Origin of the sequence: Streptomyces sp. NPDC050085 (assembly GCF_044460595.1) — a bacterium.
Classification (GTDB): Bacteria; Actinomycetota; Actinomycetes; order Streptomycetales; family Streptomycetaceae; genus Streptomyces.
In genome coordinates, this window is sequence record NZ_JBITJZ010000014.1 from 113,959 (window position 1) to 129,339 (window position 15,381).

Consider the following 15,381-nt stretch of genomic DNA (forward strand, 5'->3'; position numbering starts at 1 on the left):
CGTTCCGCCATGTCTGACCCGACCGAACTTCCCGGGCTGCCCGTCACCTTCCGGCCCGGCCGCACCCGGGCGATCCTGCACGGGCTCGGCGCCGCGTGCTTCGTCGTGATCACCGTGATCGCGCTGCTGCTCAAGGGGCTGAGCCCGGGGGAGAAGACCAGCTTCGTCTTCACCGCGGCCCTGTTCTGGGGCGTCCTCGGGCTGCTCGCACGCCCCAAGGTCGTCGCCGACGACCGGGGCGTCACCGTCGTCAACGTGGCCCGCAGCCGCCGCCTGGCCTGGGCGGAGATCGTCCAGGTCAACCTGCGGCCCGGCGACCCCTGGGTGTTCCTCAACCTCACCGACGGCACGAGCCTCGCGGCGATGGGCATCCAGCCCGGCATCGCCAAGCAGACGGCGATCCGCGACGCGAAAGCCCTACGAGCCCTGACAGAAGCCGCCCACACGGGACTTCAGAGCTGACGTCCTGGACTTCAGGGCTGACTCAGGGGTGTACGCCCTGACGTACAACGCCCCGACTTGATTAATCTGGTGGCGGGGCATGCATCGTGCGCCGCCCCGCCCCCGACGCGCCCGGACGGGCGGCCGGGGGATCCTACTGACCGAGGAGTGACTCCCTCCAGCGATGGACGGATCGTCCGGTAGTACCTGCGCCGCCCCCTCCCGACATAGCGCGACCCGTTCGCGTACGTCCACGGAGGCGGCGGCATGACCATCCCGTTGCTGCTCCTTGCGGCTGCCTTCCTCCTGATCCTCGCCAACGGATTCTTCGTGGCGGCCGAGTTCGGGCTCGTCACCGTCGAACGCCAGGACGCCCAACAGGCGGCGGCCGCGGGCGACAAGCGCGCCCGTACCGTCGTGAGCGCCCTGAAGGAACTCTCCTTCCAGCTCTCCGGCACCCAACTCGGCATCACCATCACCTCCCTGGTCGTCGGCATGCTCGCCGAACCGGCCCTCGCCGAGCTGCTGCGCGGCCCCTTCACGGCCATCGGCATCCCCGAGGGCGCCGTCGGCGGCGTCTCCGTCGTCGTCGGCATGCTGCTCGCGTCCGCCGTGCAGATGGTGATCGGCGAACTCGTCCCGAAGAACTGGGCGGTGTCCAAGCCGCTCCAGGTGGCCCGCTTCGTCGCCGGCCCCCAGACGGTCTTCGCCCGCCTGTTCCGCCCGGTGATCTCCCTGCTGAACACCGTCGCCAACCGCCTCGTGCGCACCCTCGGCGTCGAACCCGCCGACGAACTGGCCTCCGCCCGCACCCCGGGCGAACTGGTTTCCCTCGCCCGGCACTCCGCACAGGCGGGCGCCCTGGAGCAGGACACGGCCGACCTGTTCGTGCGCACCCTCTCGCTCGCCGAGCTGACCGCGCAGCACGTGATGACGCCGCGCGTGAAGGTGAGCGCCCTGCAGGCGTCGGCCACCGCCGAGGACGTGATCAACCTGACCCGCGCCACCGGCCTGTCCCGCTTCCCCGTCTACCGGGAGCGGATCGACGAGGTCATCGGCATGGTCCACCTCAAGGACGCCCTGGCGATGCCCGCGCACGAGAGACTGCGCACCCCGGTCGGGCGGATAGCGCAGCCCCCGCTGCTCGTCCCCGAGACCCTCCCCGTGCAGCCGCTCCTCGCCCGCCTGCGCAGCGAGCAGCCCATGGCGGTCGTCGTCGACGAGTACGGCGGCACGGCCGGCGTCGTCACCCTGGAGGACATCGTGGAAGAGCTCGTCGGCGAGGTCCGCGACGAGCACGACCGGCTCGACCTGCCCGAACTCGCCGCGGCGCCGCCCGAGGACGGCAGGCCCGCCTGGGACGCCGACGGCAGCTGCCGCGTCGACATCCTGCGCCGCATAGGACTCGACGTCCCCGAGGGCCCGTACGAGACCGTCGCGGGCCTGGTCGCCGACCTCCTGGGCCGGATCCCGGCCCCCGGCGACAGGGCCGAGCTGCCGGGCTGGCGCCTCGCGGTCCGCCAGGTCGACCACTACCGCGCCGAACGCGTCCGCATCGTCCGTACGACGGACGCCGCCGAGCCCGTCCTGGAGGCGGCCCGATGAGCGCCCTGCAACTCGTCTTCGCCGTCCTGCTGGTCCTCGCCAACGGCTTCTTCGTGGGCGCGGAGTTCGCTCTCGTCTCCGTACGCCGCAGTCAGATCGAGCCCGTCCCCGGCAAGCGGGCCAAGCAGGTCCTGTACGGGCTCGAGCACCTGCCGCAGATGATGGCGGCGGCCCAATTCGGCATCACCGTCTGCTCGTTGACCCTGGGCGCGGTGGCCGAGCCGACGGTGGCCCACCTCCTGGAACCCGTCTTCGAGGCGGTCCACCTGCCGCACGGCATGATCCACCCGCTGGGTTACGTGGTGGCCCTCGCGGCGGTGGTCTCCCTGCACCTGGTGATCGGCGAGATGGTGCCGAAGAACCTGGCGATGGCCGCTCCCGAGAAGACCGCGCTGTGGTTCAGCCCGGGGCTCGTCGCCTTCGCCCGTCTGTGCCGGCCGGTCACGATCGCCCTCGGCGCCTGCGCCCGCCTCGTCCTGAAACTGTTCCGCGTGGAACCGAAGGACGAGGTCGAGGCGGTCTTCACCAGCGAGCAGCTGAACCGCCTCGTGGAGGACTCGGGACAGGCGGGACTCCTCGGCCCCGAGGAGCAGGAGCGCCTCGAGGACGCGCTGGAGCTGGGCTCGCGCCCGGTCACGGACGTGCTCCTCGACCGGGCGTCCCTGATCACCGTGGGCCCCTCGGTCACCCCGGCGGAGATCATCGAACTCACCGGCCGCACCGGCTACTCCCGCTTCCCCGTCAGCGCGGAGTCCGGCGCCTTCATGGGCTACCTCCACGTCAAGGACGTCCTCGACCTGATCGACGGCCCCGACACGGACCGCGCCGTCCCCCAGCAGATCTGGCGGCCGATGACGACCCTGCGCGCGGAGCTTCCGCTGGACGACGCCCTCACGGTGATGCGCCGGGCGGCCACGCACCTGGCCCAGGTCGCCGACGCCTCGGGCCGCGTGCTCGGCCTCGTGGCGCTGGAGGACGTACTGGAACTGCTGGTGGGGGAGGTCAGGGACCCGGCGCACCGCGACGAGGCCCCGGTACCGCCGGCCCGGCAGGCGGGTCCCGCCCTGAGCCAGGCCTCCTGAGAGGCAGGGCTCAGAACCGCCCGAGGGCCGTGTAGCCCGAGGCCCGGTAGCGGGCCAGTGTCGTCGCCCGGGCCTGTGCGGCCCGGGCGACGCGGTCGTAGTGGGCCTCCGCGAGCTCCAGGAAGAGGTCGAGGAAGCCCGCGAGGGGTCTGTCCCACTCGATGTCGCCCCAACAGCTCTCCAGCGTCCCGTTCAGACGGACCTGGCCCGTGCCCAGGTTCTCGATGCGGTACATCGAGGCGGGGAGCACGTGGAAGGGCGCGGTCCGCACGTACGAGAACCGGGCGGTCCGGCCCGTCAGCGCGTAGCCGAACTCGGTGATGAAGTAGTTGGCGCCGTCCGCGTAGAAGCGCAGCAGGTTCCCGACGCTGCACACCCCGCCGTCGGAGTACCGGCCCTCGGCCAGGTCCTTGGACTTGAAGTCGACGCCCACCAGTTCACCCGCCGCGCGGAACCCGGCGTCATAGATGGACCGGCGCCCCGGCTCCGGCAGCGGGTCGGCCCGCCACTGGCCGCACAGGTCCTCCCAGCTGTCCTTGACGGCCTTCTCCACGTGGGCGCCGAACGCCCGCGAGTCCGGCTGCGCCACCAGGCCGTACGCCTCGATCACGTCGAGGAACGAGCGGTCCAGCGTGGTGGACCATTGACGCGCGGCGGTACCGGTCAGCATGCGGACACCCTAAGGGTGCGGGAGCCCACCGGTCAGGGCCCCGCGGGATCCTGCGGCCCCCGCCCGCTGAGCACCTCTCCGTACGCCTGCATCAGATCCGGCAGCCTGAGCGTGGCCAGGTCGTCGCGGGACGGATCGGTCAGATAGCCCGTGAGCCTCAAGTCCCGGTACGCACAGGACTTCTCGTACAGCGTCCGCAGGAACCGGCCGTTGCCGAGCTCGTCGATCCAGCCCTGCTCCACCACGTGCCCGGCGATCGAGCGCAGCTCCTCCAGCGCCTCCTCGTCCCAGGCGTCCCCGTTCTCCGCCGCCAACACCTCGCCGATGGAGGTGAGTTCGAGCGGTCGGTACGAGGGGAAGTCGACCCGCGTCGTGAAGCGCGACGAAAGGCCGGGGTTCGCCGCGAGCAGCCGGTCCATGCCCTCGGGGTAGCCGGCCAGGATCACCACGAGGTGGTCCCGGTTGTCCTCGGCCCGCTTCAGGAGCACCTGCAGCGCCTCGTCGCCGTACGCATCGCCCTTGCCGTAGCCGGAGTTGGACAGCGCGTACGCCTCGTCGACGAAGAGGACCCCGCCCATCGCCGAGTCGATCAGCTCGTTCGCCTTCACGGCGGTCTGGCCGAGGTACTCGCCCACCAGGTCCGCGCGCTGCGCCTCCACGAGATGGTCGCCGCCGAGCAGGCCGAGCGCGTAGAAGACCCGGCCGAGGATCCGGGCGACGGTCGTCTTTCCGGTGCCCGAGGGGCCGGAGAAGACGAAGTGGCGCTTGGGCGGCTGTACGGGCAGGCCCTGTCCGGCGCGCAGCCGCGCCATGTTCAACTGGGCGGAGAGCGCCTTCACTTGGCGCTTCACCGGCTCCAGGCCCACCATCAGCTCCAGTTCCGACAGAGCCTCCTCCAGGAGCGCCGGATCGGCCGGACCCGCGGGCAGCGGCGCCGACACCGGGACGACGGCCTTCTCCCGCACCATGTCCGGCTCCGCGTCCTCCGCGGGCGGCGGCAGGTCGGGCTCGGTGACCTTCAGGTCGCGCCCGTCGCTCGCGTACAGCGGATCGACCGACTCCCCACCGTCCAGGCCGTCCTGATATCCCGTCAGGGTCAGCGGGGCGAGGTCGGGGCCGTCCCCGAAGTCCCCGTACCCGTCCGCCTCGGCGATGGCCGCGAGCCGCGCCGAGGTGTCCATGAACGCCGGGTCGACCCGGTGCACCGCCCGGTACAGGGGCAGCGCGGCCGCGCTGCGGCCCGTGCCCTCGTGCGCCCTGGCCAGCCAGTAGCGCAGTTCCTTGCGCTGCGGCTGCTCGCTGCGGCAGCGCATCAGGGCCGAGGAGAGCAGCGGCTCCGCCTGCCCGTACATCTCCAGGCGCACCCGCGCCATCCCGCCGAAGAGCCCGGCCTCGATGCCGAGCATCGCGTCGTCGATCAGGGACTCCGTGTGCCGGACCAACTGCTCCCAGTCCTTGACCAGATAGGCCCGGCACGCGTGCAGGAACCGCACCTGCGGATCGGCCTCGACCGGCGGCAGGGTGGCCAACGCCTGGTCCAGCTCCGGGACATGACGCCCGTCGAGCCAGTGCGAGGCGTGCGCCAATAACAGGTCCCGCGGATGCTCGAGCACCGGCTGCACCCACCAGCCCAGCCAGTACCAGGAGTTGAGGGTGCGCCGGTGCCGGGTGCGCTGCTCGCCGAACCGGTCGCGGTGCCGGAACATCCGCAGCAGCGCCGTCGTCGTGTCGATGCGCAGGGCGTGCAGCCCGAGCCAGCCGTCGGCCATCCCGGGGTCCATCCGCACGGCGGCCCGGAACTCCTCCTCCGCCTGCGGATACGCGCCCATGGTGTAGGCGTCGACGCCCCGCAGCCAGGCGAGGTCGGCCGGGCCCGTCGGCGCACCAGTGCCGAAGTCCATCACGTCCCCCACAAACCGTGCCCCCGATGAACCGCTCTGTCATGGACGGGAGTTGCCACGGTGCGGACAGCAAGCCGTCCGTAGGCCGCACCGAAGGCATCGTACCTGCGGGGGCCTGATCGGCCGTAGGGCGCGGCGGCGTCGGATCGGTGCAACGGCGGGCGCACAGCGGGGATTTCATGCAGGTGAGCGCGGTGCCCGATGGTAACCCAGGGTGAACGAAGCGTGCCCGGGCGCGTGCGGGAAAGGGCATTGCGGGCAGAACGAAGCCCCCGATCACGGGGGAACAACCGGGGGCTTCGCGTCTGCGGGCGGTCCCGAAGGCCGCACATTGAGAACGTAAGTCCTGTACGGCCCCTCGGTCAAGCAGAGTTGGGGCACTCGGAGAAACTGGCGGAAGGCCGATTCGAGGGGTTCAGCGCACCGCTGGCGGTCCCTCACCCTGAGTGACATTCCAACGGGCCGACCTGGTCCCACCGGGCCCCTCGCGCATCTCGTATCCCTCGGGGCACTCTCTTACCAATTCCTCGGCGAAGGGCCGGGAGGGGTCCTCGGTGAAGTGTTTGCGTTCCGCGGGGATCCAGCCGTCCCAGAAGGCTTCCTGTGCCGCACCGTCCCGGGCCCGCCCGCGCGCCCACGACGCCTCGGGCGCCAGTTCCATCCACAGCAGCCGCGCGAGATGCGGCCGCAGCGCACGCCGACCCGCACCGACGCCCTCGACCAGGACCACGTCCGCGGGCGGGAGTTGACGTACGCCGTCGAAGCCGCGGGCGTGCCAGTCGTACGTCTCGTAGCGTGCGCTCTCGCCCTGCGCGAGGGGGGCGAGAACCTGCGTCCGCAGCCGGTCCGTCCACGCGAACAGGGCGTCGTGGCTCGCGATGTCGTCGAGGCGCAGCACCGGCGCCCCGCCGAGCGCCTCGGCCAGCCGGGTCGCGAAGGTGGACTTCCCGGAGCCCGCGTGCCCGTCGATGCCGACGAGGCGCACGGGACCGACGGAGGGCGGCAGCCGGCGCAGCCGGTCGGCGTACGGGGCGAGGGGGACGCGCTGATAGCTCACAGCGGCAAGCGTACGTCGGCGGGCGCCGCAGGTTTGGCGCACGCCGCCGCAGGTCATGCCAGTGGTCGATACCAATATTGGTCCGTGTGACAGCCCTCGAAACGCTGGTGGAAATCCCGCTCCTGCGGCCATAGTTGGCGCACTGTTCCACCAGGCCCCGCAGCTGCCCCGGCCGCACGCTCCACCCTCAACACCCTTCTCGCTCCGTCCGTCCCACTCGTCGACTGGGGGATCCACCCGATGACCCGACCCGATCCGGCCTCCCGCCCCTCCCGCAGAACCGTCCTCGCCGCGGCCGCAGGCGTCGCACTCGCCACCACGACGGCGGCCACGGGCACCGCACAAGCGACGACGACGCACAAGAAAGACCCCGCACGCCTCGTGGACAACCGCGCCTGGACGACGTACGCCGACTGGCACTCCGGCGCGGGCGAGGGGATCCACGTCGTGGCCGGCGCCCGCCCCGGCGTGAGCATCGCCAGGGCCGCCGGCACGACGACGTACACCGATCCGCACCTGAACCGGACCGCCGAGTGGGAGTACGCGCAGTGGCTCTCGCCGCTGCACCGGCTGAGCGTCCCCGCCACCGAGGTCATCGCCTCGTGGAACGCGCACACCCCGGCCGGCACCTGGATCCAGATCGAGCTCCAGGGCACCTACACGGACGGGACACAGACACCCTGGTACGTGATGGGGCGCTGGACCGCGGGGGACGACAAGGACGTCGACATCCGCCGCACGTCCGTCGACGACCAGAGCGACGGCAGGTCGAGCATCTGGACGGACACCTTCTCGATCGACGACGCGGCCTCCGGGCTGCGGCTCGTCTCGTACCGGCTGCGGCTGACCCTGCTGCGCACCCCGGGGTCGAAGGCCGCGCCGACGGTCTGGCGGCTCGGCGCCATGGGCTCGGACGTCCCGGACCGCTTCACGGTCCCGGCGTCCACGCCGCACCTGGCCAAGGAGCTCGCGGTCCCGCGCTACTCGCAGAGCATCCACGACGGCCAGTACCCCGAGTACGACAACGGCGGCGAGGCCTGGTGCAGCCCCACCTCCTCGCAGATGATCATCGAGTACTGGGGCCGCAGGCCGAGCGCCGACCAGCTGTCCTGGGTCGACCCTTCCTACACCGATCCGCAGGTCTGCAACGCCGCCCGCTTCACGTACGACTACCAGTACGAGGGCTGCGGCAACTGGCCCTTCAACGCGGCGTACGCGGCGACGTACAAGGACCTCCAGGGCGTCGTCACCCGGCTGTCCTCGCTGACCGACCTGGAGACCCTGATCGCGGCCGGCATCCCGGCCATAACGTCCCAGTCGTTCCTCAAGACGGAGCTGACCGGCGCGGGCTACGGCACGTCCGGGCACCTCATGACGGTCATCGGCTTCACCGCCGACGGCGACGTCATCGCCAACGACCCGGCCTCACCGAGCGACCCGGCGGTGCGCCGCGTCTACAAGCGTTCGGAGTGGGAGACGATCTGGCTGCGCACCAAGCGCTACAACGCGACCGGCAAGGTCGTCTCCGGCACGGGCGGCGTCTGCTACCTGTACTTCCCGGCCCGCCCGACCCCGAAGCAGCGCAAGGCACTGGCGGCCGTGGGCATCCGCTGACGTGACGTGACGTCGGCGCCTGGCCGTCAGGATCCGTCCCATACGCCCAGGCGCCGAAGCCGCCTCTGCCTGAGTCGCTCGCTGAAGGCCGTGAGGCCGAAGACGAGTCCGATCAGCAGGCCACCGACCACGGCGCCCACGGGATCGGCCGCTTCCCCGTCACTCGACAGCGCCAAGAAGAAGAGTGCGAAGGGAACGGCCATGCACAGACCGACGCCGATCGGATGCCGGGCCGCCCACTTCTGCGACCGCGTAGGTGGCCGCAGACCGCCGAGAGCCCGGTCCGCGGCCCAGAACCACCTCGCCAGAGAACGCCGCCAGTTCGCCACGGCAGGAGAATAGGACCGTCGATCAGCCCGTCGCCACCGGCGTCACCACCCAGTCAGGATGCCCCGGCATCGGCGGGGTCTTGGCCCCGTACAGCCACGGCCGCAGGAAGCCCGACAGGTCGTGGCCCGCGACCTGCGAGGCCAGCGCGATGTAGTCCGCCGTCGAGGCCGCCCTGCCCCGGTACTGCGTGAGCCAGGCCCGCTCGATCCGCTGGAACGTGTCCGCGCCGACCTGCTCGCGCAGCGCGTACAGAACGAGCGCCGAGCCGTCGTAGCGCATGCGCTTGAAGAGGTTCGGCTCGGTGGGCTCGGCGGGGGCGCCGTAGTCGTGGCGCCACTGGTCGTGGGCCGCGTACGCCGTCTTCATCGCGGTCTCGAAGCTGTCGCCGCCGTGCGCCTCGGAGTACAGGCGCTCGTAGAAGCGGGCGTGGCCCTCGCTGAGCCACAGGTCGGACCACGTGGCGATGGACACGCTGTCGCCGAACCACTGGTGGGTCAGTTCGTGCACCAGGTTGCGCTCCGCGTCGACCTTCGTGCCGAGCAGGTCGGCCTTCGGGACGAGGGACAGGGTCTGGGTCTCCAGGGCCACGCCCAGGTCGGTGTCGCCGACGAGGACGCCGTACCGGTCGAAGGGGTACGGGCCCAACCGCGCCTGCAACCAGGCCAGGTGATCAGGCGTCAGGTCGCGGTACTGCTGGGTCGGCGCCACCAGTGCGTCCGGGACGACGTCGCGCAGCGGTAACCCGCCCGGGTCCTTGCCGTCGATCAACCGGAACTTCCCTATGGCCAGTTGGACGAGTTGCGTGGCCACCGGTTGCTCCGAGTCGTACGTCCAGCGGACCCGGCCGTCGGGCCGCGCGGACCGGTCGACGAGCCTGCCGTTCGCGACCGCCGTCAGACCGGCGGGCGTGGTGACGCGGAAGGTGATCGGGGCGCGCCGGCCGGGGTGGTCATCGGCCGGGAAGATCATCTTGGCGCCGTTGGGCTGCGGGTACAGGACCGTGCCGTCGGGCGTCGGTATCCAGCCGTAGTCCTCGATCGCGTCGTCGCGGTGGCGCAGCTGGGTCGGATCCGCGGTGTACGCCACCTTCACCGTGAAGGAACTGCCTTTGTGGAGAGGGGACGTGGGCGTGATGATCAGCTCGTCGCCGTCGCGCCTGGTCTGCGCCGCACGGCCGTTCACGGTGACCGAGCGCAGCTCGTTGCCCGCGAAGTCCAGGTCGAAGCGGGACAGCGCCTGCGTTGCCGTCGCTCTGATCGTCGTCTGCGCGGCGAACGGGGTCCGCGGCGCCTGCCAGTCGAAGTCGAGCGTGTAGTGGCGGACCGTGTAGCCGCCGTTGCCGTCGAGCGGGAACATCGGGTCACCGAGACCGGCGGCGCCCGGCGTCGGCGTCTCGTCGGCGGCCTGCGTGGCGTCGGACTGCGTGGCGTCGGCCCGCGAGACCGCGGCCGGCCCGATCAGCGCGGCGGTGACGGTGACGGCCGCGGCGAGGGCGAGCCGGGTTCTGCGGCGGGGCGTCCGGTGCGTGCTCATCGTGGATCGTGCACCTTCCTGTCGGACGGAACGCGTCGCAGTGTGGGACGCACGGCACTGTGGCCCGGTTGTGCGTGACCAAGGTCTCGGCCGCGGCGAGCCGTTCCGATGGCATGGTGGAGTGAGCGCCGGAGGGGACCCGGGCGCACCGGGGGAGTCAGCACCACGCCCACGAACCGAGCGAGACACCCATGACCGCAAGCTCTGCCACCAGCTCCGCACCCGTCGGCTCGCGCGCCCGCACCGGCGGCCCGAAGGACGACGGCCCGAAGATCCTCGAGCACGTCCTGGGCTGGACCTTCGTGGTGGTGCTCGCGATGTTCGTCACTCAGGTCGGCTGGATGTGACCTGAGCCACGACCGCCGACTCGGCCTCGGGCTCCACCCGCCAGTGCCGGTCGGGCACGCCGACGAGCCCGTACAGCCACCGCACCGGTGAGCGCCGGGCCAGCAGCACGAATCCGGCCAGGACCGCGAACAGCGGCAGCCCGAGCCACCCGCCGAGCAGCCGCACCAGGCCGCTCGCGCACAGGGCGCCCGCGAACGGCAGCCCGTACACCCCTGCTGCCGCGATCCCGACGGCGACGACGCGCGGCACCTTCCGGTCCCGGTCCGCGCCGGGCAGCGTCCAGCCCTCCATCAGCCAGCCGATCTCCGTCATCAGCATCGTGCCGATGACGACGGCCCCGAACAGGAACAGCGCCAGGAACGTCCCGGACGTCAGGAAGTCCAGTACGTGATTGACGACGCTGTCGTGCGCCCAGCGCGCGAAGTCGCCGGACCCCGGGGACAGGAACCGCTCGTACCCGCGCCCGTCCCAGCCGTGGATCAGCGTCCCGAACAGCAGGAAGTATCCGCCGACGCACTGCAAGTACGCCCAGTAGCCCGCGCCCACGAGCACCAGGGCCTGCGCCGCGAGGAACCCGAGGATCGCCGCGACCGGGATCCCGCCCGCGTACAGCAGCACGAAGCCCGCCCATACGCCCCGGTGCCCGTCCGCGACGTGCATCGTGGCCCACGACGGGTTCTGCCACAGCAGGAACAGGCCGGTCGGCACCATCAGCACGCTCGCGAACAGGATCGTCAGCGTCAGATACGGATTGGCGGCGCGGCTGCGGGTGCGCGGCCCCTCGCCCGCGTTGATCCGCTCCCACAGCTGGAGCTGCCGCCCGGCCGCGAGGGCGAACGTGGCGCCCGCGCCGTACGCCCAGAACAGGGCCGCCTGGATCTCGATCACGGCGTCGCCCCCAGGGTGAGCCCGCCCGCGACGATGGAGTCCGAGGTCACCAGGGCCTGCTCGGCGTCCACCTGCGTCATGTACACGAACGGCGGCACGACGGGCGGCACCGGCAGCCGGTCCGGCGTGAACGTCAGGCACAGCACGCCCTCCAGGCACCCGCTGAACCTTGTGAGGTACAGGGTCACCCGTCCGCTGAGGTCCAACGTGTCGGCGCCCAGGGCCAGTTCGCGCGAGCCGTCCCGGGTGTGCAGCCGGTAGTCGGTGAGCGAGGCGGCATCCATGTGCAGCACCATCACCTTCAACGGCCCGTCGGCAGTGGGCAGTTCGCGTACGCCCGCGAACAGGAAGCCCTTCGGCGAGAACCGCGTCGTCGTCACGGTGGGCGGTACGCGCGGGGCGACCACCTGATCCGCGCCGTCCGCGGCCGCCGCGCGCGCCGGGCCGCCGCGCAGCGACGCGCCCGCGATCAGCACCGGCAGCAGCACCGTCAGGGTGCGCGTCCCCTGGTGATCGCGGACCCGGGTCCGCCCGCCGCGGCTCTCGTCGGGCGTCCAGCCGAACCCCATCGCACTGCCCGCGATGCCCAGGACCATGCCGACCAGGAACCCGCCCAGATTCGTCGCCGCGAACGAAAGGACCGAGAGAATAAGGGCGTTGATGCTCACGTACTGCCGGGTGTGCGGCAGGAACCACAGGAACAGACCTGCCACGATCAGCGCGAGCCCGATGCCGATCGCGGCGATCCCGCCGAGCCCCAGACTCACCAGCACGGTCAGCGGCGACAGCGGCACGAGCAGCAGCTCGGCGCCGCCGAGGACCAGCAGCAGCCCGGCCCAGAACGGCCGGGTCCGGCGCCAGCGGCGCACCACCCGGCGGGCGTCGGGCAGCGGCAGCCGCTCGTCGAGCCATCCCCGCCGGATCAGAAGCACTTCTTGCCGCCGATGCTGACGTCGACCTTCATCCCTTTCAGGCGGAAGTTGCCGCCGGTCGCCGACCAGGCGTGCGAGCGCACCCCCGACACCTCGATGTCCCCGGCCTGCAGCCCGAACTTCCCCTTCTCGCCCCGGACTCCGGGCACCGAGTCGAGCGTCGAGGCGTCCCGCCCGATCTGCGCGGTCCCGAACCGGGCGTCGCCCACCAGGTCCTCGCCGTCGATGACGAGGTCGCTGGCCGTGACCTCGCCCGCGGCGCCGCCCGCGGTCAGTTTGAACACCACCGTGCCGACCGGGGTCTTGACCTCGGCGGACTGGCAGATGTCGGAGAGCGTCGCGTCGCCGATGCCGAGCAGCGCGACGGGATGCCCGCGCCCGTCGACGGACCGGTCCGTCTGGACGTACGACGCGAGTCCCTTGCTGCTCAGATTGCCCGACGACACCTGGAAGCTGGTGCCGGATACGGCGAAGGACGCGGCCAGCACGCCCTGTGCCATCACGGAGGTCATCACGCCGACGGCGAGCACGGCCGGCAGGGCCACGACGGCCGTCTTCCTCCAGTTGGTTCTGCCTTCGCTCATGTCGTCCTCCCGGATGACGGTGAGGTGCGCAGGGGGAAGTGCAGGTGCGGGAAGGTGCCATACTGCGGAATCCGCAGGGAGTTGGAGACTAGGGCCGGAATTGAATAATAGTCAACAGCGGGCGCGCGGCACCGACCGCTCGGTCGCCCGCCGTGCCGAACTCATCGCCATCGGACGGAAGTTGTTCGCCGACACGTCCTACGACGCGCTGTCCATGGACGACATCGCCCAGCACGCGGGCGTCGCCAAGGGGCTGATCTACTACTACTTCAAGTCCAAGCGCGGCTACTACCTCGCGATCATCGAGGAGTCCGTCGGCGACCTCGTCGAACGGGCGAGCACCGTCTCGGACCTGGCCCCCGCCGACCGCGTCCACCGCACCGTCGACGGCTACCTGCGCTACGCCGACCACCACCAGGCCGCGTACCGCACGATCATCACCGGCGGCGTCGGCTTCGACACCGAGGTGCAGGCCATACGGGACGGCGTGCGCGAGGCGATGATCGCGACCATCGCCCAAGGGGCCTACGGCAAACCGGAGTTGCCCCCGCTGGTCCGGATGGCGCTGCTCGGCTGGCTGTGCAGCGTCGAGGGCGTCACGCTCGACTGGATCGGCCACCACGCGCTCGAACGGGACACGGTGCGGGCCCTGTTGGTGCGCACGCTCCGCGAGACCCTGCAGGTCATCGAGGAGTTCGAACCGTCCTACCCGGCGCCGCCACGCCCCTGATCCGCGCCGAGGGGCGGCGCCCGGTGTCCCGGACCCCGCCCCAAGTGCCGTACGGAACCGGCTAGTTGATCGCGTGGATCAGCTCGCCGTTCGCGGTGTCACCGGACAGCTCCCACAGGAAGGTGCCGCCCAGTCCCTGCTGGTTCTTGTAGTCCATCTTCCCCGCGATGGTCGCCGGGGTGTCGTAGCTCCACCAGTTGTTCCCGCAGTACGCGTACGCGGTGCCGCCGACCGTGCCCGTCGACGGGCACTTGGTCTTGAGCTCCTTGTAGTCGTCGATGCCCTGCTCGTACTTGCCGGCCGCCGGACCGGTGGCCGTGCCGCCGGGCGCCGCCTGGGTGACGCCGGTCCAGCCGCGCCCGTAGAAGCCGACGCCGAGCAGCAGCTTGGACGCCGGGACGCCCATGCCCTTGAGCTTGGTGATGGTGGCGTCGGTGTTGTACCCGTCCTTCGGGATCCCGCTGTACGCGGTCAGCGGCGAGTGCGGGGCGGTCGGCCCCTGTGCGTCCCACGCGCCGAAGTAGTCGTACGTCATCGGGTTGTACCAGTCCACGTACTGGGCGGCGCCCGCGTAGTCGGTGGCGTCCAGCTTGCCGCCCGCGGAGGCGTCGGCCGGGATCGCGGAGGTGACGAGCGCGCTGCTGCCGAACTTCGAACGCAGCGCCCCCATCAGGTTCTTGTACGCCTCGCGCCCGCTGGTGTCGCAGGACAGGCCGCAGGCGTTGGGGTACTCCCAGTCGATGTCGATGCCGTCGAAGACACCGGCCCACTTGGGGTCGTTGACGAGGTCGTAGCAGGACTGGGCGAAGCCGGCCGGGTCCTGCGCGGCCTGCGTGAAGCCGCCCGACCAGGTCCAGCCGCCGAACGACCAGAGGACCTTGAGGTTCGGGTGCTTCTTCTTCAGCTTGAGCAGCTGGTTGAAGTTGCCGCGCAGCGGCTGGTCCCAGGTGTCGGCGACGCCGTCCACGGCCTGGTCGGCGGTGTACGCCTTGTCGGTCGCGGCGTACGAGTCGCCCATCGTGCACTTGCCGCCCTGGACGTTGCCGAAGGCGTAGTTGATGTGGGTCAGCCGGTCCGCGGAGCCGGACGTCTCGACGTTCTTGACGTGGTAGTTCCGGTCGTAGACACCCCACTCCGTGAAGTATCCGACGACCTTCGAACCGGCCGCCGCCTGCGTGGAGTTGACTTCGGGCTGCGCGGTGGCGGTGCCCGCGGAAGCGAGCAGCCCGGCGCCGAGGACGGCGCAACACGCGGCAGCGGCGAGCGCCTTGAAGCGCGCGCGGGGAAGGTGCGGTCTGAGCATCGTGTCTCCTCGTGGGGGAGGGAAACATGGGGGGAAGTGGTGCTGTGGACCTGAGTGGAGCCGTCATCGCGCGCCCGTCCGACGATCTGACATGAACGCGTTAAGACGTTGAGCGGAACAGTAGGAGGACTAGACCAGTGAGGTCAATGGTCCGAACCAATTTCGCGGGTCATTCGATCTCCGCCGGGCGCCTCGAACGATCTCCGCGCAAAGGTCCGCTCGATCGCCGCGGAGCGGCCCGCTCGACTTCTGCTCCCCGCCCTGCTCGACCCTCGCTCGAAAAACCTGGAGTAAGCGGTCGTTAACTAGTGACGCGCGCCCCCATATCGGGAATACTCAACACGCCGAACCCGCTGACCAGCT

Annotated in this window: 14 protein-coding genes; 6 read left to right on the forward strand and 8 right to left on the reverse strand. The window is 71.0% G+C overall.

The window, feature by feature from the left end:
* The first annotated feature begins 9 nt into the window (after positions 1-9).
* From ACIBUY_RS35175 to ACIBUY_RS35185, 3 genes are all read left to right on the forward strand, one after another.
* Positions 10-462 carry a PH domain-containing protein gene (locus ACIBUY_RS35175; RefSeq protein ID WP_365575348.1) on the forward strand — a complete coding sequence of 151 codons (453 nt, stop codon included), beginning with the start codon at positions 10-12 and terminating at the stop codon, positions 460-462.
* Between the two features lie 246 nt (positions 463-708).
* A complete protein-coding gene (locus ACIBUY_RS35180; RefSeq protein WP_365575345.1) occupies positions 709-2,046 on the forward strand; it encodes a hemolysin family protein in 1,338 nt (445 codons plus the stop codon).
* Positions 2,043-3,128 (forward strand): hemolysin family protein, encoded by a 1,086-nt coding sequence (locus ACIBUY_RS35185; RefSeq protein ID WP_365575342.1) that lies wholly within the window; start codon positions 2,043-2,045, stop codon positions 3,126-3,128. Before ACIBUY_RS35180 ends, ACIBUY_RS35185 begins: the two co-directional genes overlap by 4 nt.
* Before the next feature lie 10 nt (positions 3,129-3,138).
* On the opposite strand, the gene ACIBUY_RS35190 is transcribed toward ACIBUY_RS35185, so the two are convergent.
* The 3 genes from ACIBUY_RS35190 to ACIBUY_RS35200 form a co-directional block, all read right to left on the reverse strand.
* Positions 3,139-3,798 (reverse strand): hypothetical protein, encoded by a 660-nt coding sequence (locus tag ACIBUY_RS35190; RefSeq protein WP_399154813.1) that lies wholly within the window; start codon positions 3,796-3,798, stop codon positions 3,139-3,141.
* A gap of 32 nt (positions 3,799-3,830) precedes the next feature.
* Positions 3,831-5,699, reverse strand: a complete 1,869-nt coding sequence (locus ACIBUY_RS35195) for an AAA family ATPase (protein ID WP_365575336.1) — start codon at positions 5,697-5,699, stop codon at positions 3,831-3,833.
* A gap of 415 nt (positions 5,700-6,114) precedes the next feature.
* Positions 6,115-6,756 carry a uridine kinase gene (locus ACIBUY_RS35200; RefSeq protein ID WP_399154814.1) on the reverse strand — a complete coding sequence of 214 codons (642 nt, stop codon included), beginning with the start codon at positions 6,754-6,756 and terminating at the stop codon, positions 6,115-6,117.
* A gap of 240 nt (positions 6,757-6,996) precedes the next feature.
* Between ACIBUY_RS35200 and ACIBUY_RS35205 the strand changes: the two genes are divergently transcribed.
* Positions 6,997-8,370 (forward strand): peptidase C39 family protein, encoded by a 1,374-nt coding sequence (locus tag ACIBUY_RS35205; RefSeq protein ID WP_399154815.1) that lies wholly within the window; start codon positions 6,997-6,999, stop codon positions 8,368-8,370.
* A gap of 351 nt (positions 8,371-8,721) precedes the next feature.
* Here the strand turns inward: ACIBUY_RS35205 and ACIBUY_RS35210 are convergent, their stop codons facing one another.
* Complete coding sequence (locus ACIBUY_RS35210) at positions 8,722-10,233, reverse strand: M1 family metallopeptidase (RefSeq protein ID WP_399154816.1); 1,512 nt, start codon at positions 10,231-10,233, stop codon at positions 8,722-8,724.
* Positions 10,234-10,424: 191 nt separating this feature from the next.
* Between ACIBUY_RS35210 and ACIBUY_RS35215 the strand changes: the two genes are divergently transcribed.
* On the forward strand, positions 10,425-10,580 hold the full coding sequence (locus ACIBUY_RS35215; protein ID WP_365575322.1) for an SCO1431 family membrane protein: 156 nt from the start codon (positions 10,425-10,427) through the stop codon (positions 10,578-10,580).
* On the opposite strand, the gene ACIBUY_RS35220 is transcribed toward ACIBUY_RS35215, so the two are convergent.
* The 3 genes from ACIBUY_RS35220 to ACIBUY_RS35230 are packed head-to-tail and all read right to left on the reverse strand — an operon-like array spanning position 10,558 to position 12,985.
* Entirely contained in the window at positions 10,558-11,469 is a 912-nt protein-coding gene (locus tag ACIBUY_RS35220) for a hypothetical protein (RefSeq protein WP_399154817.1), read from the reverse strand. The genes ACIBUY_RS35215 and ACIBUY_RS35220 overlap by 23 nt on opposite strands.
* The gene (locus ACIBUY_RS35225) at positions 11,466-12,401 is read right to left on the reverse strand and encodes a DUF6114 domain-containing protein (RefSeq protein ID WP_399154818.1); all 936 of its coding nucleotides are present in this window, start codon (positions 12,399-12,401) and stop codon (positions 11,466-11,468) included. Before ACIBUY_RS35225 ends, ACIBUY_RS35220 begins: the two co-directional genes overlap by 4 nt.
* Complete coding sequence (locus tag ACIBUY_RS35230) at positions 12,392-12,985, reverse strand: DUF6230 family protein (RefSeq protein WP_365575316.1); 594 nt, start codon at positions 12,983-12,985, stop codon at positions 12,392-12,394. The genes ACIBUY_RS35225 and ACIBUY_RS35230 overlap by 10 nt, the downstream gene beginning before the upstream one ends.
* Positions 12,986-13,085: 100 nt before the next feature.
* Between ACIBUY_RS35230 and ACIBUY_RS35235 the strand changes: the two genes are divergently transcribed.
* Positions 13,086-13,715: a TetR/AcrR family transcriptional regulator gene (locus ACIBUY_RS35235; RefSeq protein ID WP_365575313.1), complete on the forward strand. Its 630-nt coding sequence runs from the start codon at positions 13,086-13,088 to the stop codon at positions 13,713-13,715.
* Positions 13,716-13,776: 61 nt separating this feature from the next.
* Here the strand turns inward: ACIBUY_RS35235 and ACIBUY_RS35240 are convergent, their stop codons facing one another.
* Positions 13,777-15,018 (reverse strand): glycoside hydrolase family 18 protein, encoded by a 1,242-nt coding sequence (locus ACIBUY_RS35240; RefSeq protein ID WP_399154819.1) that lies wholly within the window; start codon positions 15,016-15,018, stop codon positions 13,777-13,779.
* Between the last annotated feature and the right edge of the window lie 363 nt (positions 15,019-15,381).

Coding starts and splice junctions, on each gene's coding strand:
- ACIBUY_RS35210 (WP_399154816.1), bottom strand. CDS start 10,233: ATGAGCACGCACCGGACGCCCCGCCGCAGAACCCGGCTCGCCCTCGCC.
- ACIBUY_RS35185 (WP_365575342.1), top strand. CDS start 2,043: ATGAGCGCCCTGCAACTCGTCTTCGCCGTCCTGCTGGTCCTCGCCAAC.
- ACIBUY_RS35195 (WP_365575336.1), bottom strand. CDS start 5,699: ATGGACTTCGGCACTGGTGCGCCGACGGGCCCGGCCGACCTCGCCTGG.
- ACIBUY_RS35205 (WP_399154815.1), top strand. CDS start 6,997: ATGACCCGACCCGATCCGGCCTCCCGCCCCTCCCGCAGAACCGTCCTC.
- ACIBUY_RS35190 (WP_399154813.1), bottom strand. CDS start 3,798: ATGCTGACCGGTACCGCCGCGCGTCAATGGTCCACCACGCTGGACCGC.
- ACIBUY_RS35180 (WP_365575345.1), top strand. CDS start 709: ATGACCATCCCGTTGCTGCTCCTTGCGGCTGCCTTCCTCCTGATCCTC.
- ACIBUY_RS35240 (WP_399154819.1), bottom strand. CDS start 15,018: ATGCTCAGACCGCACCTTCCCCGCGCGCGCTTCAAGGCGCTCGCCGCT.
- ACIBUY_RS35230 (WP_365575316.1), bottom strand. CDS start 12,985: ATGAGCGAAGGCAGAACCAACTGGAGGAAGACGGCCGTCGTGGCCCTG.
- ACIBUY_RS35215 (WP_365575322.1), top strand. CDS start 10,425: ATGACCGCAAGCTCTGCCACCAGCTCCGCACCCGTCGGCTCGCGCGCC.
- ACIBUY_RS35175 (WP_365575348.1), top strand. CDS start 10: ATGTCTGACCCGACCGAACTTCCCGGGCTGCCCGTCACCTTCCGGCCC.